Origin of the sequence: Pseudomonas sp. B19(2017) (genome assembly GCF_002113165.1) — a bacterium.
In the GTDB taxonomy this organism is placed as follows: domain Bacteria; phylum Pseudomonadota; class Gammaproteobacteria; order Pseudomonadales; family Pseudomonadaceae; genus Aquipseudomonas.
The window spans coordinates 552,721-572,141 of the sequence record NZ_NEJR01000002.1; the positions used below are offsets into that span (position 1 = coordinate 552,721).

At 60.9% G+C, this 19,421-nt stretch carries 16 protein-coding genes and 1 pseudogene; 8 read left to right on the forward strand and 9 right to left on the reverse strand.

The window, feature by feature from the left end; genetic code table 11:
• Nucleotides 1-48: 48 nt before the first annotated feature.
• Nucleotides 49-546: a PaaI family thioesterase gene (locus CAF70_RS05705; protein ID WP_085621833.1), complete on the reverse strand. Its 498-nt coding sequence runs from the start codon at nt 544-546 to the stop codon at nt 49-51.
• A gap of 57 nt (nt 547-603) precedes the next feature.
• A complete protein-coding gene (locus CAF70_RS05710) occupies nt 604-1,986 on the reverse strand; it encodes an amino acid permease (protein WP_085621832.1) in 1,383 nt (460 codons plus the stop codon).
• Nucleotides 1,987-2,241: 255 nt separating this feature from the next.
• Between CAF70_RS05710 and gcvA the strand changes: the two genes are divergently transcribed.
• Nucleotides 2,242-3,138 (forward strand): transcriptional regulator GcvA, encoded by an 897-nt coding sequence (gene gcvA / locus CAF70_RS05715; protein ID WP_015271044.1) that lies wholly within the window; start codon nt 2,242-2,244, stop codon nt 3,136-3,138.
• Nucleotides 3,139-3,373: 235 nt separating this feature from the next.
• Nucleotides 3,374-4,624, forward strand: a complete 1,251-nt coding sequence (locus CAF70_RS05720; RefSeq protein ID WP_085621831.1) for an aspartate aminotransferase family protein — start codon at nt 3,374-3,376, stop codon at nt 4,622-4,624.
• A 3-nt stretch (nt 4,625-4,627) separates the two neighbouring features.
• Here the strand turns inward: CAF70_RS05720 and CAF70_RS05725 are convergent, their stop codons facing one another.
• A complete protein-coding gene (locus CAF70_RS05725) occupies nt 4,628-4,930 on the reverse strand; it encodes a hypothetical protein (RefSeq protein WP_015271046.1) in 303 nt (100 codons plus the stop codon).
• A 245-nt stretch (nt 4,931-5,175) separates the two neighbouring features.
• Between CAF70_RS05725 and CAF70_RS05730 the strand changes: the two genes are divergently transcribed.
• A complete protein-coding gene (locus tag CAF70_RS05730) occupies nt 5,176-5,601 on the forward strand; it encodes a hypothetical protein (RefSeq protein WP_085621830.1) in 426 nt (141 codons plus the stop codon).
• Nucleotides 5,602-5,674: 73 nt separating this feature from the next.
• Entirely contained in the window at nt 5,675-7,786 is a 2,112-nt protein-coding gene (gene fusA / locus CAF70_RS05735) for an elongation factor G (protein ID WP_085621829.1), read from the forward strand.
• Between the two features lie 113 nt (nt 7,787-7,899).
• Here the strand turns inward: fusA and CAF70_RS05740 are convergent, their stop codons facing one another.
• The 3 genes from CAF70_RS05740 to CAF70_RS05750 all read right to left on the reverse strand — a co-directional run bounded on the left by CAF70_RS05740 (nt 7,900) and on the right by CAF70_RS05750 (nt 12,361).
• Complete coding sequence (locus CAF70_RS05740; protein ID WP_085621828.1) at nt 7,900-9,342, reverse strand: SulP family inorganic anion transporter; 1,443 nt, start codon at nt 9,340-9,342, stop codon at nt 7,900-7,902.
• A gap of 82 nt (nt 9,343-9,424) precedes the next feature.
• Entirely contained in the window at nt 9,425-11,134 is a 1,710-nt protein-coding gene (locus tag CAF70_RS05745; protein WP_085621827.1) for a S8/S53 family peptidase, read from the reverse strand.
• Between the two features lie 54 nt (nt 11,135-11,188).
• On the reverse strand, nt 11,189-12,361 hold the full coding sequence (locus CAF70_RS05750; RefSeq protein ID WP_085621826.1) for a hypothetical protein: 1,173 nt from the start codon (nt 12,359-12,361) through the stop codon (nt 11,189-11,191).
• 126 nt (nt 12,362-12,487) lie between these two features.
• Between CAF70_RS05750 and CAF70_RS05755 the strand changes: the two genes are divergently transcribed.
• Together CAF70_RS05755 and aceA are read left to right on the forward strand one after the other, a co-directional pair.
• Nucleotides 12,488-13,252 (forward strand): secretin N-terminal domain-containing protein, encoded by a 765-nt coding sequence (locus CAF70_RS05755; protein WP_178076356.1) that lies wholly within the window; start codon nt 12,488-12,490, stop codon nt 13,250-13,252.
• Nucleotides 13,253-13,741: 489 nt separating this feature from the next.
• Nucleotides 13,742-15,067 (forward strand): isocitrate lyase, encoded by a 1,326-nt coding sequence (aceA, locus tag CAF70_RS05760; RefSeq protein ID WP_013973380.1) that lies wholly within the window; start codon nt 13,742-13,744, stop codon nt 15,065-15,067.
• Between the two features lie 123 nt (nt 15,068-15,190).
• Here the strand turns inward: aceA and CAF70_RS05765 are convergent, their stop codons facing one another.
• From CAF70_RS05765 to CAF70_RS05775, 3 genes are read right to left on the reverse strand one after another with little or no spacing between them, the layout of a single operon-like run.
• Nucleotides 15,191-15,931, reverse strand: a complete 741-nt coding sequence (locus tag CAF70_RS05765; RefSeq protein WP_085621825.1) for an SDR family NAD(P)-dependent oxidoreductase — start codon at nt 15,929-15,931, stop codon at nt 15,191-15,193.
• Between the two features lie 18 nt (nt 15,932-15,949).
• Entirely contained in the window at nt 15,950-17,089 is a 1,140-nt protein-coding gene (locus CAF70_RS05770) for an MFS transporter (RefSeq protein WP_256573242.1), read from the reverse strand.
• Nucleotides 17,090-17,126: 37 nt separating this feature from the next.
• Nucleotides 17,127-18,239: a type IV toxin-antitoxin system AbiEi family antitoxin domain-containing protein gene (locus tag CAF70_RS05775; protein WP_085621823.1), complete on the reverse strand. Its 1,113-nt coding sequence runs from the start codon at nt 18,237-18,239 to the stop codon at nt 17,127-17,129.
• Between the two features lie 172 nt (nt 18,240-18,411).
• Here CAF70_RS05775 and CAF70_RS26350 point away from each other — a divergent pair, with 172 nt between their 5' ends.
• Nucleotides 18,412-18,654 (forward strand): hypothetical protein, encoded by a 243-nt coding sequence (locus CAF70_RS26350; protein ID WP_143491516.1) that lies wholly within the window; start codon nt 18,412-18,414, stop codon nt 18,652-18,654.
• 9 nt (nt 18,655-18,663) lie between these two features.
• A pseudogene (locus CAF70_RS05780) lies at nt 18,664-19,125 on the forward strand (isocitrate lyase); the annotation flags it as partial.
• Between the last annotated feature and the right edge of the window lie 296 nt (nt 19,126-19,421).

Here is a 19,421-nt window from a genome sequence, read left to right on the forward strand (position 1 = left end):
GCATCCCCGGCCGCTGACCATCACCGACCCTTTATCAGCATGCGCGTTTCAGGCCTGGCCGTGGGCTTTGAGCTTGAGCTTTTCGGTATCGACGCGAACGAACACCGAGTCGGCAGTGACGGTCAGCACATCGTCGGCCCACACTTCACAAATTACCCGGCTCTTACGCCCTACTTCGCCTTCCACACGTGCCTTGAGCAACAGCTCGACGCCCATCGGCGTGGGTTTCAGGTAGGTCAGGTTGAGCGTGCCGGTAACGCAGTCGATACGCGGCAGGCTACCCGGCTCGCGACCTTCGTTACGGTAGTGGTAGGCCATCGCCGTCCAGTTGGAGTGGCAGTCGACCAGCATCGCCAGCAGGCCGCCATAGACCAGGCCAGGCCAGCCGATGAAGGTGCTGTCGGGCAGGTGCCTGCACAACAGGTGGATGCCGTCGGTATCCCAGTGGCTTTGCAGGTGCAGGCCGCTGGGGTGGGAGCAACCGCAGCCGTAGCAAGTGCCATCGGGTGCAGCGAGGGCCTGTAGAGAAAGGGAGTGGTCGTTCATACGCTTCCTGTGCTTGTTCGAATGGGGGCGCGCAACGCCCCCATTAAAGCAGAATCATCAGGCCGCCTGGGCAACCACCTTGGCGCCCCGCTGGGTCAGCGAAACCAGCAGGATGAATGCAGTCACCCCGGCAGTCATCAGTGTCTCGTAGCGGTAGGCATCGCTGAACAGCATGTAGCCCAGCACCATGACGATGGTGCCGATAACCAGCCAGGTCAGCCACGGGAACAGCCACATCTTCAGCTCCAGCGGCCGCCCTTCACGCTCGGCACGGGCACGCATGCGCAGCTGCGACACGGCAATCACCAGGTACACCAGCAAGGCGATGGCGCCAGTGGTGGACAGCAGGAAGCCGAATACCTTGCCTGGGAACACATAGTTGACGAAGCACCCGGCAAAGCCGGCCAGGGTCGAGAAGATGACCGCCACGGTCGGTACGCCAGAGCCGGAGATACGCTTGGTAACGCTCAGCGCCTGGCCACGGGCGCCCAGCGAATACAGCATGCGCGACGCGGTGTACAGGCCCGAGTTCATGCAGCTGGTCACGGCCACCAGCACCACGATATCCACCAGCAGCTTGGCGCCCGGCACGTTCAGCACCTCAAGCACACGCTGGAACGAACCCACTGCTTTCAGCCCCGGGTCGTTCCAGGCCACCAGCGACACCACCAGGAAGATCGACGCCAGGTAGAAGATGGCGATGCGGTACACGACCAGGTTGGTGGCGCGCCGGATCTTGTCTTTCGGGTTGGCGGTTTCGTCAGCGGCGATGGTGACGATTTCGGCGCCGAAGAACGAGAAGATGGTGATCAGCACGCCACCGAGCACAGTGCCGAAACCGTTGGGCATGAAGCCGCCGTTGTCCCACAGCCGGCTGACCCCGGACACCTCGGCCAGCGGCCAGACGCCGAACACCGCCAGGCTGCAGACCACGATGAAGGCGATGATCGCCACCACCTTGACCAGCGCGAACCAGTACTCGAAGGCCCCGAAGTTCTTCACGCTGATCAGGTTGGTACCCGACAGCACCAGCATGATCAGGAAAGCGAACAGCCACGACGGCACACCGGGGAAGTAGGCATGCAGGATATCGGCGCCGGCAATGGCCTCGACCGGAATGATCAGCACCCAGAACCACCAGTACAGCCAGCCGATGGTAAAGCCCGCCCAAGGGCCGATGGCCTCCGAGGCATAGGTGGAAAACGAGCCGCTGTTGGGGTTGGCGATGGCCATTTCGCCCAGCATGCGCATCACCAGCAAGACCAACAGGCCGGTCATGGCGTAGGAGATAAGGATGGCCGGGCCGGCGGTGGCGATGGCGTTGGAGGAGCCGATGAACAGGCCGGCGCCGATGATGCCGGCGATGGAGATCATGGATACCTGACGGGACGTCAGGCCGTGCTGCAGGGAACGCTGTTTGTTGTTGTGTTGCGAAGCCATGAAGAACCCTCGAATGGGTCGGCCGCGGCGGGAGCGGCTGAAGACTGGAGCAGAATTCTTATAAATTTCTGATGTTCGTTGTTGTTGTTTTGCAGATGCCGGAAGCGGGTACTGACCTCCTCTTCGCACGACCGGTTGTAATCGTTGATCCAGGTCAGTATTAATCTATAGGGCGGGGTCAACAAACGACCTTTTCGAAACACATGATTCCGTTATGGAATGAACTCCTTCCTTTTTTGCTCGGATTTGCCCGTCATGTCCAAACGCCTGATGCCTTCGACCACCGCCCTTCAGTGCTTCGAAGCGGCCGCCCGCCACCTCAGTTTCACCCGCGCGGCCCAGGAACTGCACCTGACCCAGAGCGCCGTCAGCAAGCAGGTGGCACAGCTCGAGGACATGCTGTCGCACTCGCTGTTCCAGCGCATTCGCCGGCGCCTGCACCTGACCCCGGCCGGCGCGCTGTACCTCACCGAAGTGAACAAGATTCTCACTCAGATCGACATTTCCAGCCGTTACATTCTCAGCTATGGCGACGAGACTGAAGTGCTGCGCATCGCCACCCAGCCCACCTTCGGCGCGCGCTGGCTGGTACCTCGGCTGAAGGGTTTTGGCGACCGCTACCCGCGCATTCACCTGGATATCCGCAATGAGCTGGAGCCGTTCGACCTGGTGCAGGCCAAGGCCGACATTGCGTTTTTCTTCGGTCAGGGCACCTGGCCCGGGGCAACCTGCATCGAGCTGTTCAGCGAGGAAGTGGTGCCGGTATGCAGCCCGCAGCTGCTGGCCAACCACCGGTTCGACAGCGCCCAGGCACTGACCGAACACCGCCTGTTGCAGTGTGTGTCGCGCCCGGAGGCCTGGCACGAATGGTTCCTGGGGCTGGGGTTGCATAGTCAGAACAGCTACCACGGGCCGCGCTTCGACACGTTCTACCTGTGCATCCGCGCGGCCATTGCCGGCTGCGGTATCGCCCTGATTCCGCGCTACCTGGTGGCCGAAGAGCTGAGTGAGGGCAAACTGGTGGTGGCCTGGGACCACCCGGTGGCGAGCAATGGCCGGCACTTCATTGCGCATGCCGAGCATGCGGCGGAAGTGCCCAAGGTGCGGGCCTTCGTGCAGTGGATTCGGGAGCGCGTGGCCGAGGGGGACTGATTCAACCTGTACCGGCCTCTTCGCGGGTGAACCCGCTCCCACAGGGATCGCACAGCTTTCAAGCGTGACGCCGTACCTGTGGGAGCGGGTTCACCCGCGAAGAGGCCAGTGCTAGCAATACAAAATCAGCCAAGATCAAGAATTCAGGGAATGACCGCAATCGAATAATTCGTTTGCGGAATAACCCGCCGACACGCTTGGATAATAAGAAACTCGAACAAAGGTCCGCGTGCCCATGAACCAGGAAAGTATCAGCCAGTCCATTGCCATCGTTCACCCGATCACACTTTCCCATGGCCGTAATGCCGAAGTCTGGGATACCGACGGCAAACGTTACATCGACTTCGTCGGCGGTATCGGCGTACTCAACCTGGGCCACTGCAACCCGGCCGTGGTCGAGGCGATCCAGGCCCAGGCCGCGCGCCTGACCCACTACGCCTTCAACGCGGCCCCGCATGGCCCTTACCTGGCGCTGATGGAGCAACTGAGCCAGTTCGTGCCAGTCAGCTACCCCTTGGCCGGCATGCTCACCAACAGCGGCGCGGAAGCCGCGGAAAACGCCCTGAAAGTGGCCCGCGCGGCCACCGGCAAGCGCGCCATCATCGCCTTCGACGGCGGCTTCCACGGTCGCACCCTGGCCACCCTTAACCTCAACGGCAAGGTCGCCCCGTACAAGCAGCGGGTCGGTGAACTGCCGGGGCCGGTTTACCACCTGCCCTACCCCAGCGCCGACACCGGGGTAACCTGCGAACAGGCGCTCAAGGCCATGGACCGCCTGTTCAGCGTCGAGTTGGCCGTGGAAGACGTGGCGGCGTTCATCTTCGAGCCGGTGCAGGGCGAAGGCGGCTTCCTCGCCCTTGACCCAGCTTTCGCCCAGGCCCTGCGCCGCTTCTGCGACGAGCGCGGGATCCTGATCATCATCGACGAAATCCAGTCGGGCTTTGGCCGCACCGGCCAGCGCTTCGCCTTCCCGCGCTTAGGGCTCGAGCCCGACCTGCTGTTGGTGGCCAAGAGCATTGCCGGCGGCATGCCGCTGGGTGCGGTGGTCGGACGCAAGGAATTGATGGCAGCACTGCCCAAGGGTGGCCTGGGCGGCACCTATTCGGGCAACCCGATCGCCTGCGCCGCAGCCCTGGCCAGCCTGGCGCAGATGACCGACGAGAACGTCGCCACCTGGGGTGAGCGCCAGGAGCAGGCAATCGTGCGCCGCCACGAGCGCTGGAAGGCTTCTGGGCTGAGCCCGTTCATCGGCCGCCTGACCGGCGTCGGCGCCATGCGCGGGATCGAGTTCGTCAATGCCGACGGCAGCCCGGCACCGGCGCAACTGGCCAAGGTGATGGAAGAGGCACGCGCCAAGGGGCTGTTGCTGATGCCCAGCGGCAAGGCGCGGCACATCATCCGTCTGCTGGCACCACTGACCATCGAGGCCGAAGTGCTCGAAGAGGGTCTGGATATCCTCGAGCAGTGCCTGGCCGAGCTGAACTGATACTTACAAGCCCAGTTCTGCCGGCGTGAGCATGTCGGACTCGAAGGCAATCCAGCCGCCTTCGAGTTCGGCGTGGCCGTTGACGATCGGGCCGTAATAGGTCAGGCCGTTTTCCAGGGTCACGCAGATGTGCGTGGCGTTCTTTTCAGGGGCCGCGAGCGTACCGACGAAGTGCACCTTTTTCAGGGTTTCGGTCACCGCTTCCAGGCCAACGCGCATGTTGGGGTTTTCGGAGGCCTCGGCGTCGCCACCACGGTCTTCGGCGCTGACGGTGATGGTGGCGATGTACGGGTACTTGGTGCTCAAGCGGGGTTACCTCTGTGGGTGTTTGGCGTTTGGGCGCGTAGAGTACGGCAGGTGGTCTCTATTGTCTCTACCGGCCTGTTCGCGGGCATGCCCGCTCCCACAGGAATCGCATGTTGCTCAGATTGTGCACGGCACCTGTGGGTGCGGGCGAGCCCGCGAAGGGGCCAGACCTGCAAAAGGTGATCTGCAGGGCCCGATCTGTTAGGGTGCCCGCCGATGCACGCCACACCACACGAGGATCCCGAGTGAGCGCCGAAGAACCCCTGATCGCCGACCTGTTCGAAGTCGACAAACGCCTGTCCCTCAAGCCCGTGGTGGACTTCAACAGCTACCTGCGCAACGCCTTCGGCGAAGGCCCATGCCGTTGCCACCGCTGCGCCGAAGGTGGCGACCAGAACACCTACAGCCACGCCCATACCTTCACCTTCGACGGCAGCCAGTGGCACCGCCGCTTCGCCAGCACCGCCGGCAGCGACGTGGCCCAGGTCCTGAAAAAGGCCTGGCTGTCGTACACCAAGGCCGACCTCAACCTGGTCGGCGCACTGGACCTGACCACCCTCAAGACCTTCACCGAAGCCGCCCTGCACGCGCGCCTGCTGGCCCTGCTGCCTGCCAGCGGCCTGGCCCGCGAAGTGGATGGCCAGTGGCTGCTGCAGGCTCAGGCCGACTGACGGCCCGGCGGTAAAGCAGGATTCTCCCGTTCTGCTACCGTGGGAGAATCCGCTCACCCGCAGGTAGTCCGCCATGGCCCGTACAACGCCCATCGAGCTGTACCGCAATATCGGCATCGTCGCCCACGTGGATGCCGGCAAGACCACGACCACCGAGCGGATCCTGTTCTACACCGGGGTCAACCACAAGATGGGCGAAGTGCACGATGGTGCGGCGACCATGGACTGGATGGCCCAGGAGCAGGAACGCGGCATCACCATAACCTCGGCGGCGACCACCGCCTTCTGGCAGGGCTCGACCAAGCAGTTCGCCCACAAGTACCGCTTCAACATCATCGACACCCCCGGCCACGTCGACTTCACCATCGAGGTGGAGCGCTCGCTGCGCGTGCTCGATGGCGCGGTGGTGGTGTTCAGTGGCGCGGACGGGGTCGAACCACAGTCCGAGACCGTATGGCGCCAGGCCAACAAGTACCACGTGCCGCGCCTGGCCTACATCAACAAGATGGACCGCCAGGGCGCCGACTTCCTGCGCGTGGTCAAGCAGATCGACCAGCGCCTTGGCCACCACCCGGTGCCGATCCAGCTGGCCATCGGCAGCGAAGAAAACTTCCAGGGCCAGATCGACCTGGTGAAGATGAAGGCCATCTACTGGAACGATGCCGACCAGGGCACCAGCTACCGCGAAGAAGACATCCCCGCCGAGCTGCAGGCGCTGGCCGACGAATGGCGCGCGCACATGATCGAGGCGGCAGCCGAGGCCGATGACGAGCTGACCCTGAAGTTTCTCGATGGCGAGGAACTGAGCATCGAGGAGATCAAGGCCGGGCTGCGCAAACGCACCCTGAACAACGAAATCGTGCCGACCATCCTCGGCTCATCGTTCAAGAACAAGGGCGTGCCGCTGATGCTCGACGCGGTCATCGACTACCTGCCCGCCCCTTCGGAAATCCCGGCCATCCGCGGCACCGACCCGGATGACGAAGAGAAGCACCTGGAGCGCCACGCCGACGACAAAGAGCCGTTCTCGGCCCTGGCCTTCAAGATCGCCACAGACCCGTTTGTCGGCACCCTCACCTTCGCCCGGGTTTATTCCGGCGTGCTCAGCTCCGGCAACGCGGTACTCAACTCGGTCAAGGGCAAGAAGGAACGCATCGGCCGCATGGTGCAGATGCACGCCAACCAGCGGGCGGAAATCAAGGACGTGTGCGCCGGTGATATCGCCGCGCTGATCGGCATGAAGGATGTGACCACCGGCGATACCCTGTGCGACATGGACAAGCCGATCATCCTCGAACGCATGGACTTCCCCGACCCGGTCATTTCCGTGGCGGTGGAACCGAAGACCAAGGCCGACCAGGAGAAAATGGGCATCGCCCTGGGCAAGCTGGCCCAGGAAGACCCGTCATTCCGCGTGCGCACCGACGAGGAGACCGGACAGACCATCATCTCGGGCATGGGTGAGCTGCACCTGGACATCATCGTCGACCGCATGCGCCGCGAGTTCAACGTCGAGGCCAATATCGGCAAGCCACAGGTGGCCTACCGCGAAAAAATACGCAACACCTGCGAGATCGAAGGCCGCTTCGTCCGCCAGTCCGGTGGCCGTGGCCAGTACGGTCACTGCTGGATCCGCTTCGCCCCCGGCGACGAGGGCAAGGAAGGCCTGGAGTTCATCAACGAAATCGTCGGCGGCGTGGTGCCGCGCGAGTACATCCCGGCGATCCAGAAGGGCATCGAGGAGCAGATGAAGAACGGTGTGCTCGCCGGCTACCCGCTGATCAACCTGAAGGCGGCGGTGTATGACGGCTCGTACCACGACGTCGATTCCAACGAAATGGCCTACAAGATCGCCGCCTCGATGGCCACCAAGCAGCTGTCGCAGAAAGGTGGGGCGGTGTTGCTGGAGCCGGTGATGAAGGTGGAGGTGGTGACCCCGGAAGAGTACCAGGGTGACATCCTCGGTGACCTTAGCCGGCGCCGCGGGATGATCCAGGATGGTGACGAAACGCCGGCCGGCAAGGTGATCCGTGCCGAGGTGCCGCTGGGCGAGATGTTCGGCTACGCCACCTCGATGCGCTCCATGACCCAGGGTCGGGCCAGCTTCTCGATGGAGTTCACCCGCTATGCCGAGGCACCGGCGAGCATTGCCGATGCCATCGTCAAGAAGAACCGCGGGGAATAAATCTTTCTCCTGCGCCGGCCTCTTCGCGGGCACGCCCGCTCCCACAGGGATCGCATAGCCTCTGTGGGAGCGGGCGCGCCCGCGAAGAGGCCGGCACAGACAACAACCAACCCTCAGTGCTGCTCCCCAGCCCGCTTCAACAGCTTCTTGCAGCGCTCCGACAAATGCACCACCCGCAACTGCTTGCCCGCCCTGGCATACCGCTCACGCAAAGTCTTCAACGCAGCAATCGCCGAATAATCGACAAAGCTCAAATGCTGGCAGTCCAGGGTCACCTTGGCCGGATCATTGGCCGGGTCGAACTGGTTCAGGAACGGCGTGGTCGAGGCAAAGAACAGCGTGCCATGCACCTGGTAATGTTTGCCCCCTTCCCCATCATCGTGGCTGTCGGCATACAGCTCGCGCGCATGCTGCCAGGCAAAGTTCACCGCTGCGATGACGACACCGAACAGCACCGCCATGGCCAGGTCGGTAAACACCGTAACCACGGTCACGGCAATAATCGCCAGCACATCGCTGACCGGCACCTTGTGCAGTACCCGCAACGACGCCCAGGCAAAGGTCTGCTGCGCCACCACGAACATCACCCCGACCAGCGCCGCCAGCGGAATGCGCTCGATCAGCGGCGACAGGAACAATACGAACAGCAGCACCATCACCCCGGCCACCACGCCCGACAGCCGTCCACGGCCATTGGAGCTGAGGTTGATTACTGTCTGGCCGATCATCGCGCAACCACCCATGCCACCGCACAGCCCGGAAACCATATTGGCCGCGCCCAGCGCCACGCATTCGCGGTCCGGATAGCCCCGGCTTTCGGTGATTTCATCGGTCAAGTTGAGCGTAAGCAGGGTTTCCAGCAGGCCGACCATGGCCATCAGCACCGCGTAAGGGATGATGATCTTCAGGGTTTCAAGATTCCACGGTACGTCCGGCAGGGCCAGGTGTGGCAGGCCACCGGCGATGTGCGCCATGTCGCCCAGGGTGCGAGTGGGCAGGCCCAGCAGGTACACCAGCAAACCAACGCTGAGGATTGCCACCAGCGCCGGCGGCACCGTACGGGTCAATTTCGGCAGCACATAAACCACCAGCATGGTCAGAGCCACGAGGCCAACCATCAGGTACAGCGGCGCACCGCTGAGCCAGTGCTCACCCTGTTTGAAATGCTCCAGCTGAGCCAGGGCGATGACGATCGCCAGGCCGTTGACGAAGCCGAGCATCACCGGGTACGGCACCAACCGCACGAGCTTGCCCAGGCGCAGCAGACCGAACAGGATCATCACCATGCCGCCCAGTAGTACCGTGGCCAGCAGGTACTGCGCACCGTGCTGCACCACCAGCGCAACGATCACCACCGCCATCGAGCCGGCTGCGCCGGAAACCATCCCCGGCCGGCCACCGAACAGCGCCGTCAGGGTGCAGATGATGAAGGCGCCGTACAGGCCCATCAGCGGGTTGAGATGGGCCACCAGGGCGAACGCGATGCATTCGGGCACCAAGGCGAAGGAAGTGGTCAGGCCGGCGAGCAGGTCGGCGCGGAGTCGGGCGGGTTTCATGGGGATCCTGTGGTGCAGTCCGGGGCGGACGGGAAAAACGAGGGGCGCGATGTTACGGAATTTGTCTGCCAGCAGCCACCGTTCAGCGCACCCGGTCCCGGCTTTGTATGGCCAGGTCCAGTGCCCGCTGCATGTCCAGGCGCGCCGAGCGCCCCAGGTCGGGGTGGTCCAGCCGCCCGCCGCGCTCCGAAGGCAGTATCGGCGCGGTCAGGTCTTCGGCATCCATGGCCTCGAAGTCCTGTTCGCTGCCCAGGGTCAGGGCGCTGCGCCGTAACAGCATGCGCACCTGCTGCGGGGTCAGGGCCGGGTTGATCGCCAGCATGGTCGCCACGGTGGCGGTCACCAGCGGGGTCGCATACGACGTGCCACAATGCGCCTCGGCGGCCGGCGCCGGAAGGATGCAGGCAGCCGCACTGATGTCCACACGCATGTCGATGTTGGAACTGTGGCGTTTGCGCACATGGCGCGGGTCTTCAACCGGCACCGGCCTGTCGCTGCGCTGGTGGCCACCCACCACCAGCAATTGCTCGGTGATGAACGAGGACGGCAGCCGGTACTCATCGGTGCCCGACCAGGACGCGCCATTACCGGCCGAGTTCACCACCACCACATCAGGATGCTTTGCCCTCAGCCAGAGGAAGAATTCTTCCAGCAGTTCTTCATAGCCACTCATCGCCAGCCCTGAACGTACCAGCGAATCGACCTCATCACCTTTCACGTTCTTCGCCCCGACCCGGTGAATCCCCCAGCTCCAGTTCAACACCCGTACGCCGTCTTCGACCAGGTTCACCGAGGCAGCGATGTTGGCGGTGATACCGGCATCCGAGTTGCGCTCGACAATCACCTCGAAGCCAGGACTGTGCTTGCCCAGCCTTGGCAAAAAGCCTTCATCCTGGTTCGCCAGGATACCGGCCACATGGCTGCCGTGACTGCCTGGTCGGTCACCGTCGCGAGCATACAAGCACGTCTGTGCCTGCTCGCAGCGCCCTCGGTAATGGCTGAAGCCTGGCGCGTCGAAGTCCACCTCTCGCTCGACCACCCCGACCCGCACCGGTTGCACCGGCAAGCCGGAAGCGGCAATTCGCCGCTGGTAGTAGTACAGCGCGTCCATGAAGCGGTTGGCGGCCCATTCATCCGCCTGATTGATGGCAAGTGCGTCGCGCCCGCTACCTTCCTCGCCACGCTCAGGGGCAGACTCCTCGACAATCACTGCATCCACGCTGACCTCACTGCCCATGCGCAGGATCATCGCGTCGCGTTGCACCAGGTCGCCCACTGGCAAGCGCAACTGGTAGACATTCAGCGGCGGTATGGCACCCACGACCTGGGCGCCGTACTTCCCGGCGATCCGTCGGGCTTCACCGAGGCCATCATGTTTTTCCTCGATCAAAAGGCTTACCAGGTCCACGTAGGTGGTGAGGCCGTCCATGTTCTTCGCCACTTCATCAGGCCCGGCGGCCACAACATGGCTGCGCTGACGGGTGAGCCAAACCGGGTTGCTGGTGCGCTCGCCGTCCTCCAGCCACAGCGGAGCACTGCGCAGGGCTTGTTTCGCCAATTTCAGCGTAAGCCGGTCACCTTGCCGCTCGAAATCGGCTGTCGGCAGCCGCGCACCACCGAACCAGACCGTCGGCAGCTGAGCCCCGAGCCCCTCGGCGCGCAGGCACCATCGCTGCTGGCCATCGCCAAGCAGGTCGCCGCAACGCTGCAGCTGCTTGATGCGCAACGAATCAGTTGCAGCCCCGGCACAAAGGCTGCACAGGCACAACAAAAAGATCAGAACACGCTTCATGCACTTAGCCCCACTCAATCCCTGTGCGTGCGACTGGTGGGGTAGATCAAAGGTTCAGCTGCGGCCCGCCGCCTTGTCCCGTGCAAGCCATTCAGCCATGGAAGCATCCTCAAGCGCGTACTCACCGCGATTGGCCTTCCATACCAGCTCCTTGGCACGCAGGGCATCAAGGGCCTTCTGGACGCTGGTCGTGCTGGCGTTGACTTCCGCCCGGGCCTGCTCCAGCTTACGGTTCACATCCCTCAAGGTTTGCTCGGTAAATGGCGAAAACGGCTGCCGGCCCAACGTGCACTCGGCCATGACCTCAAGCACCGCCTGTTGCAAGGCTGACAGGTCGTTCCAGGCGCTTTCGTAGTCACTCCACACGCCCGCCTGATGATTGAGCGCCCCTGTGCGCAGCAATTCACCCAGGTTGCCCGCCTCACCCAGGCCCACGCTCGCTTCGGCCAACAGCTTGTTGAGCATTTCAGGGCGGCGCCCGACCAACTCGAAAGCGTACACAAGGTCCTCGACCTTGAACTGGTTGCTGGCGGCCAGGCGCCGGTTCCACAAGTCAGTGATGAACTCGACATACTCACGCCCCAGCAACGGGAATGGCGTGATACTCGCACCATAAAACGGCTGCTTGCTCTTCAGCACCAGATTGGCCAGCTTGTCGCGACTGGAGCCAGTGAACACCAGACGCAAACCGTCCGGGCGGTCACCACGGTTGAGATGGTCACGCGCGGCTTTCAGCGCGAACATCGCATTCAGGCCATCTTCGCTGTTGAGGGCATGCTGGGCCTCGTCGATGATCAGTACCACCATCTGCCCCGACACTTGATGCAACACGGCAAGTGCCTGAGCCAAGGTAGTCCCCTCAGGCAATTGCGGGCGAGTAAAATCCCAGCTGAGGGTACGCAGTAGGTTTATCTTGTCGATACCGGCCTTTTTCGCAGCCTTGGCCAGAGCACCTTCGAAGCTACCCAGCGCAGCACCGATGGCGCCACTGATGAGTTCTGCCGGCGCGGCGTCGCGGTCCGACCACAGGTCGACGTAAACCGGTAGCCAGCCGCGCTGTACGCATTCCGGAATGAAGTCGTTGTTGAGGAAGGTGCTCTTGCCCGTACGTCGGGGCGCGGCGAGGAACATGCCCGAGCTGTAATCGACCAGCGACTCGCCGGCCAGGTCTTGGCCCAAAGCCTTGGCCAACCGATCACGGCGTAGAAGCGGGCGGATGGGCGACATGCAATTACCCTCAATTATCTTAATGGCTATAATTTATAGCCTACAAGATAAAAGCCGATAAATCACCCACTCAGCCACATCATAGACGTGATCCAGATCCAGCAGCCGGCCGCTAAATTTGCCATCATGTCGATTCCACCTGCGGAGATCATGGACATGCCGCTACGCCCCCTGTTTGCCGCCCTGCTACTGGCGGCCAGCCTCACCGCCCAGGCCGCCACCGAGGTGCTGCCACTACAACACCGCAGCAGCGCCGAACTGCTGCCCGCCGCCCAGGCGTTCGTCGGCAACGACGGCACGGTCAGCGCCTTCGAGAACAAGCTGATCGTCAATGCCAGCCCCGAGCGCATCGATGACCTGCGCACCTTGCTGCAACAGCTGGACACCGCACCCAAGCGCCTGCTGATCAGCGTCGACAACAACGACAGCAACTTCCAGGACAACCGTGGCAGCGCACGTGTCATCCACTACGGCACCAGCAACCGTGACGGTGGCATGCAACAGGTGCAGGCCAGCGAAGGCCAGCCGGCGCTGATCCAGGTTGGCCAGAGCATCCCGATCACCAGCACCAGCACCGACGGCTACGGGCGCATCCAGAGCAACACCGAATACCGCAACGTGACCCAGGGGTTCTACGTTACGCCAAGCCTGAGCGGCGATACGGTTCGTCTGCAAATAAGCACCAATAATGACCGCATCAGCCAGGAACGTGCAGATGTAGTGAAAGTGCAAAGCACCGACACGACAATCACCGGCAAGCTCGGAGAATGGATCACCCTGGCAGGCTACAACCAGCAGAGCCAAGCCGACCGTAGCGCGTCAAGCCACAGTTACAGCACCCAACGGAGTGAAAACATGACTTTGCGGGTCAAAGTCGACCTTCTCGACTGATCCCAGGCAATTCAAGGCTTCGACCAAAGGCCTTGAAACTGACTGCCAAGTCGCATTAGACCAAAGATGTAGTAAGTGAAAAAAACCACTACAAAACATTTGACAGGGTGTTTTTTCCAAGGGCATGATGGCCTCGCTCCCGCTAATCAGGGGCCCTGGCAAGGGCCTTCGAGGCGCGCTCCTCCCACCCCTGGAGGCGTCTCGTGTCTATACGGCCCACAAGGCGGTTCGACGGGATTGCGACTGCAACGAAGAAGTTGTCCCGAGGGACGGAAGCGCATCACCGCAGTACTGGCAATCGCGTAGCACCGCAGCAAGGCAACCACGAGCCGACCTGCCGGAGCACCCTTTCGCCTGGCCTGCACCCCCTTCCCCTTCGAGCCTTCGCGTTCGCCGCCGCACTCCTGCGAACAGGACAGCCGCCAGCTCCTGATCTGCTCCGAGCATCAGCACAATTACCCCAAGATCGATGCGACGAGGTTTATTTCCATGGCACTGACACGCGAACAGCAAATTGCAGCCCTCGAGAAAGACTGGGCCGAGAACCCGCGCTGGAAAGGCGTGACCCGTACCTACACCGCCGCTGATGTCGTTCGCCTGCGTGGCTCCCTGCAGCCGGAGCACACCCTGGCCCGCCTGGGTGCAGAAAAACTGTGGAAGCTGGTCACCGAAGGTGCCCACCCGTCCTTCCGCCCAGAAAAAGATTTCGTCAACTGCATGGGTGCCCTGACCGGCGGCCAGGCAGTGCAGCAGGTCAAGGCCGGCATCCAGGCCATCTACCTGTCCGGCTGGCAGGTTGCCGCCGACAACAACTCGGCCGAGTCCATGTACCCTGACCAGTCGCTGTACCCGGTCGACTCGGTACCGACCGTGGTCAAGCGCATCAACAACGCCTTCCGCCGCGCCGACCAGATCCAGTGGAAAGCCGGCAAGAACCCGGGCGACGACGGTTACATCGACTACTTCGCACCGATCGTGGCCGACGCCGAGGCCGGTTTCGGTGGCGTACTGAACGCCTACGAGCTGATGAAGAACATGATCGAAGCAGGCGCCGCCGGCGTGCACTTCGAAGACCAGCTGGCCTCGGTGAAAAAATGCGGCCACATGGGTGGCAAGGTGCTGGTACCGACCCAGGAAGCCGTACAGAAGCTGGTTGCTGCTCGCCTGGCCGCTGACGTATCGGGCGTGCCGACCATCATCCTGGCCCGCACCGACGCCAACGCCGCCGACCTGCTGACCAGCGACTGCGACCCGTACGACCAGCCGTTCGTGATTGGCGAGCGCACCCGTGAAGGCTTCTACAAGGTACGCGCCGGCCTCGACCAGGCCATCGCCCGCGGCTTGGCCTACGCGCCGTACGCTGACCTGATCTGGTGCGAAACCGCCAAGCCGGACCTGGACGAAGCCCGCCGCTTCGCCGAAGCGATCAAGAAGGAATACCCGGACCAGATCCTGTCGTACAACTGCTCGCCTTCGTTCAACTGGAAGAAGAACCTGGACGACGCCACCATCGCCAAGTTCCAGCGCGAACTTTCGGCCATGGGCTACAAGCACCAGTTCATCACCCTGGCCGGCATCCACAACATGTGGCACGGCATGTTCAACCTGGCGCACGACTACGCCCGCAACGACATGACCGCCTACGTGAAGCTGCAGGAGCAGGAGTTCGCTGACGCCAACAAGGGCTACACCTTCGTGGCGCACCAGCAGGAAGTGGGCACTGGCTACTTCGACGACATGACCACCGTGATTCAGGGTGGGGCATCGTCGGTGACTGCACTGACCGGTTCGACCGAGGAAGAGCAGTTCCACTGATAGTGGGTTGCGGTTGAAGGAAGGCCCGGGGCTTGTGAAAGCCCTGGGCTTCTTCAATCCAACGCTACTCTGATGAAGTAAAGCCTTGAGTTACAGACGTCCCATCAGAACTCCGGGTAGACCCTAAGCGCGGAAGCCACCATCGATTGGTACCGCCACGCCAGTTACGTAAGAAGCTGCTTCCGAGCTAAGCCAGTACACAAGCTCAGCAACTTCATGGGCTTCACAGACCCGCCCCATAGGCTGCGAGGCGCACACCGAATCAAACTTGCTCCCCAATACATGCTTTGCCAATGGCGTTGACACAAACCCCGGACAAACGGCATTGACCCGTACGCCATAAGGGGCATATTCCTTTGCAACGGCCTTGGTAATTCCAACTAGTGCGTGCTTGCTGGCGGTGTATACAGAACCACCCGTAACACTGGCATTCAGACCCGCTAGCGAGGCGACATTGACAATGGTGCCACGCCCCGCTCCACGCATTGCAGGCAACACCGCCTTCATGCATCGCCATGGCGCACTTACATTCGTGGACATGACATCTTCGAAATCAGCCTCGGGATATTCCTCGGTCATGGTGAACGATCGACCATCAATACCAATGCTGTTGACGAGACAATTTATGGGTGGATGATCGAGAGTCAGTCGCTTGAAAAGGTCGGTCAACTCGGTGGGGCTACGCAAATCAACCGAGTACGGATGCGCACACCCAGCCTCCCTATTGATACTCTCACACACACGGACGTTCCTAACATGATCCCGTCCGCACACAATGACTGTGTATTGCTCTCTGGCAAATCTCCAGGCACACGCCTCTCCGATACCGGAATTACCACCAGTAATAACAACTACCTTGCTCATGCGCTCAAGTCCCTTCTGTTAATGACCAAGCCTTGCACGTCGCAGAATTAGACAGGTCATGCCAAAAATCACACCAACGCAACCAAAAGCCGCCCAAGTAACACTGAAGCCAAGACCATCCAGCATCGGCACAGCCAAGGTCACGCATAGCACTCGTGCCGCAGCCTGAATCACAGGTATCAACGAAAACAAAAAACCTTGTCGAGACACCGGCGCTCGCTGGGCAATCAAGGTCGCCATGTAGGTGATACCGATGATTTCGCCCAAGGTCCAGATCACCACTAACAGCAGTATTGCGGGCCAAGTATCGATCAAGGCATAGGCACCGAAACCAATGCCGTAGCAGATCGCCGCTAACGCCATGTTGGCCATGGCAGACCAACGGCGGCTCAAGGCGATCAGCGGTCGAGTTAGAACGATAACCAGTAACCCATTAACAATACCTGCCACTCCAAAGAGATGAGCCGCGTCCCCCACCCCCAATGCTCCTAACCAGAGAGGAAACTGGTATTCACGCTGACCATCGAGCAAGGACAATACGAAAAATATCACACCCGCCAGGATCACCGCCGCTGGTATCGGCACATCCTTAGCCTTAAGCTGCGTATCCTTAGTATCGAAATGACTTCCAGTTATCGGCAGAGCCAAGGCAGCGCTCGTCACCAGGCAAACCAGGCTAATCGCCGCGGTAAACCACAAGAGATACTGGCTTTGCCAACTAAGCAGAACACCCCCTACGACGAACAGCAGGACACCACCCGCATTACTAGCTAGATGAAGATATGCAAAAGCCCCCACTTGATCGCCAGACGGTGCAGCCTGGGCCGTCATCACGCTGAAAAGCGGCGTGATGGCGCCCGCACTGAACATAAAAAGCAAAATCATCCCAATTGCGATGGGTAAGATCGGCAGAAGGCTGCCCAACAGCGCGAGCAGCGCCGTCGACGAACAGCCCAACAAAAGAAGTCGACTACCCACTCGTCCTGGCAGTTGTCCACCAAGCAGGTTTCCGGCCAGATAACTGATGATCATCAGCGACACCGTAGTCGCCAGTTCAGCATCTGCTAAAGCGAAGTGCCGATTCATGAATAACGCCGCAAATGACCCGACCCCGTTGGCCAGGACAAATAGTAACTTGAGCAATGCCACCTTATGCATCAGCGGGCTCATTCGCTTAATGCTGTGGCTTACGGCGCTATCCATGAGGGCCGAGGCACAACGTCGTGCCGTCCTTGAGCTTTGAAATCCAGCGACGCTCGCTTCCAACTGGAATGCTCCAGAGCCCCAGCAACTCATCGACATCCAGCAAACTCGCCTGACGAGCCAAGCGCAGGTACAAGCGCACAGCCTTCACGCTGGTGCAACACTGGAGTAGTTGGCCACTGGCCAAAGGACAGACCTCGCCAACGGCATAGAAATACTCCCTAGCCTTTAGCAAATCACGACTGCTGCCGACTTCATAGAGCATCTCCAGCAACGCACGCTCGGGCACTGACCTGAGCAGCCCACCTCGCCGCTCAAGGGTCGCCGTGCGCAGAGATATCTCACCGTTCCAATCAAACAATCGTGCGTACACATAGCGCACCGAATAACGCTCGGTAAACCACCGAGGCAATGAGACTCGGTTATCGCCCCACAAAACTAGCGAAGTATCATTTTCATAAGTTTCGCGAAGCGCACTGCTACCTCCTAAATGCAGGCAGGTGATCTGACGCTCCAGATAGCAGCACCCCACCGCAAGGCTCAACTCATTATCTGGAAAGGCATAGATACCGCGAGCTACGCGATTCAGCCAACCATTCCTGGCATAGCTGGCAGCCCTCTGGCTCGATATCCCAATGCGTTGCAAGATGCTTAAGTCGAGCAACATTTCGCGCGGCTGGGAGGTATAGGGCCGCACACCATTGGTGAATATGCCGGCGGCAAGCAACGGTAGTGAAGCTACAATTCCGGCACTGCAGGAAGTTGCCGTAAATGCTTGACAGTCGAAGTGCGATGACAGTGCGTCTTCCAGCTCATCCAGTTCGCGAAGACGGATACGGATGCGCGAGGTCGGCAGATTGACAGTACCGCTGTCCAAGACATAGCGAGCCGCCCGCTGGGCCAGTCGTTTATCGGCCTCAAGCCCCAGGTAGGAACATGAGCACATATTCATGAAGACATGCCCATCTTGGTCGCGCAGGCGGCTGGTTGGACAGTGGACCACACTGAGATCTGTCAGGCCAGACGCTTGGGCGAGTTCCCAAGACGCGTTACCCAACTCAATAGTGCGCTCAGTATTGATGAACAGGTTTCTTTGCTCGGACATAGCACCTCCATGAGCATGCACGCATACTTTACTGACAAAGAAAAAGGAAACTTCCTACAACAACCAATACAAACTATTTCTTGCCGCACCTCAACAAGCCAAGCTTGGAATACAATACCAACACCTTCCAACCCGGAAGGTCAACCCCAAAACAAAACCAGAGCACTCAGACGTGCAAAAACTTATGCCTCAGGTGATTTCCAATGAAAAGATCAAACAATTCCCCTACACCCTAAACTGCGAAGACAGAGCAAATACGACCACACCCACTCAGAAATTATTTGTTGCACTTAGCTTTGGCGACCCACCTAAAAACCCTTCTCAGCCTCCGGACTTAGTTGATTATATTCACCCCAATTTTGAGCACACCTACCGCCAAGTCGCCCAACAGCATTGGGCAGGCCATTACCCGTGACCTGCCCACCCGTACGCCGACCTGATCTGGTGCGAAACCGCCAAGCCGGACCTGGACGAAGCCCGCCGCTTCGCCGAAGCGATCAAGAAGGAATACCCGGACCAGATCCTGTCGTACAACTGCTCGCCTTCGTTCAACTGGAAGAAGAACCTGGACGACGCCACCATCGCCAAGTTCCAGCGCGAACTGTCGGCCATGGGCTACAAGCACCAGTTCATCACCCTGGCCGGCATCCACAACATGTGGCACGGCATGTTCAACCTGGCGCACGACTACGCCCGCAACGACATGACCGCCTACGTGAAGCTGCAGGAGCAGGAGTTCGCTGACGCCAACAAGGGCTACACCTTCGTGGCGCACCAGCAGGAAGTGGGTACTGGCTACTTCGACGACATGACCACTGTAATTCAGGGTGGGGCTTCGTCGGTGACCGCACTGACCGGTTCGACCGAGGAAGAGCAGTTCCACTGATAGTGGGTTGCGGTTGAAGGAAGGCCCGGGGCTTGTGAAAGCCCCGGGCCTTTGTTTTTGTGTGTACTGGCGGGCAACAGGCTAGCCAAACATGTGGGGGCGGCCTTGTGTCGCGAATGGACCGCAGAGCGGCCCCGGCAATCTTGCGACGATGCACCGATCCCGGGGGCGCTTCGCACCCCAATCGCGACGCAAGGCCGCTCTCATCAAACAAAATGCAACCCACTGTTTTTTAAGCACTCAGGCAGCCACCAGTTGATACCCCAGTTTCCGGGCTTTGCGAAGCAAAGCCCGGA

What these genes read in the sequence shown, in the direction of transcription:
- CAF70_RS05710 (WP_085621832.1), bottom strand. Translation starts at nt 1,986, where the DNA reads ATGGCTTCGCAACACAACAACAAACAGCGTTCCCTGCAGCACGGCCTG.
- CAF70_RS05755 (WP_178076356.1), top strand. Translation starts at nt 12,488, where the DNA reads ATGTCGATTCCACCTGCGGAGATCATGGACATGCCGCTACGCCCCCTG.
- CAF70_RS05720 (WP_085621831.1), top strand. Translation starts at nt 3,374, where the DNA reads ATGAACCAGGAAAGTATCAGCCAGTCCATTGCCATCGTTCACCCGATC.
- CAF70_RS05775 (WP_085621823.1), bottom strand. Translation starts at nt 18,239, where the DNA reads ATGTCCGAGCAAAGAAACCTGTTCATCAATACTGAGCGCACTATTGAG.
- fusA (WP_085621829.1), top strand. Translation starts at nt 5,675, where the DNA reads ATGGCCCGTACAACGCCCATCGAGCTGTACCGCAATATCGGCATCGTC.
- CAF70_RS05740 (WP_085621828.1), bottom strand. Translation starts at nt 9,342, where the DNA reads ATGAAACCCGCCCGACTCCGCGCCGACCTGCTCGCCGGCCTGACCACT.
- gcvA (WP_015271044.1), top strand. Translation starts at nt 2,242, where the DNA reads ATGTCCAAACGCCTGATGCCTTCGACCACCGCCCTTCAGTGCTTCGAA.
- CAF70_RS05705 (WP_085621833.1), bottom strand. Translation starts at nt 546, where the DNA reads ATGAACGACCACTCCCTTTCTCTACAGGCCCTCGCTGCACCCGATGGC.
- CAF70_RS05745 (WP_085621827.1), bottom strand. Translation starts at nt 11,134, where the DNA reads ATGAAGCGTGTTCTGATCTTTTTGTTGTGCCTGTGCAGCCTTTGTGCC.
- CAF70_RS05770 (WP_256573242.1), bottom strand. Translation starts at nt 17,089, where the DNA reads ATGCATAAGGTGGCATTGCTCAAGTTACTATTTGTCCTGGCCAACGGG.
- aceA (WP_013973380.1), top strand. Translation starts at nt 13,742, where the DNA reads ATGGCACTGACACGCGAACAGCAAATTGCAGCCCTCGAGAAAGACTGG.
- CAF70_RS05765 (WP_085621825.1), bottom strand. Translation starts at nt 15,931, where the DNA reads ATGAGCAAGGTAGTTGTTATTACTGGTGGTAATTCCGGTATCGGAGAG.
- CAF70_RS05750 (WP_085621826.1), bottom strand. Translation starts at nt 12,361, where the DNA reads ATGTCGCCCATCCGCCCGCTTCTACGCCGTGATCGGTTGGCCAAGGCT.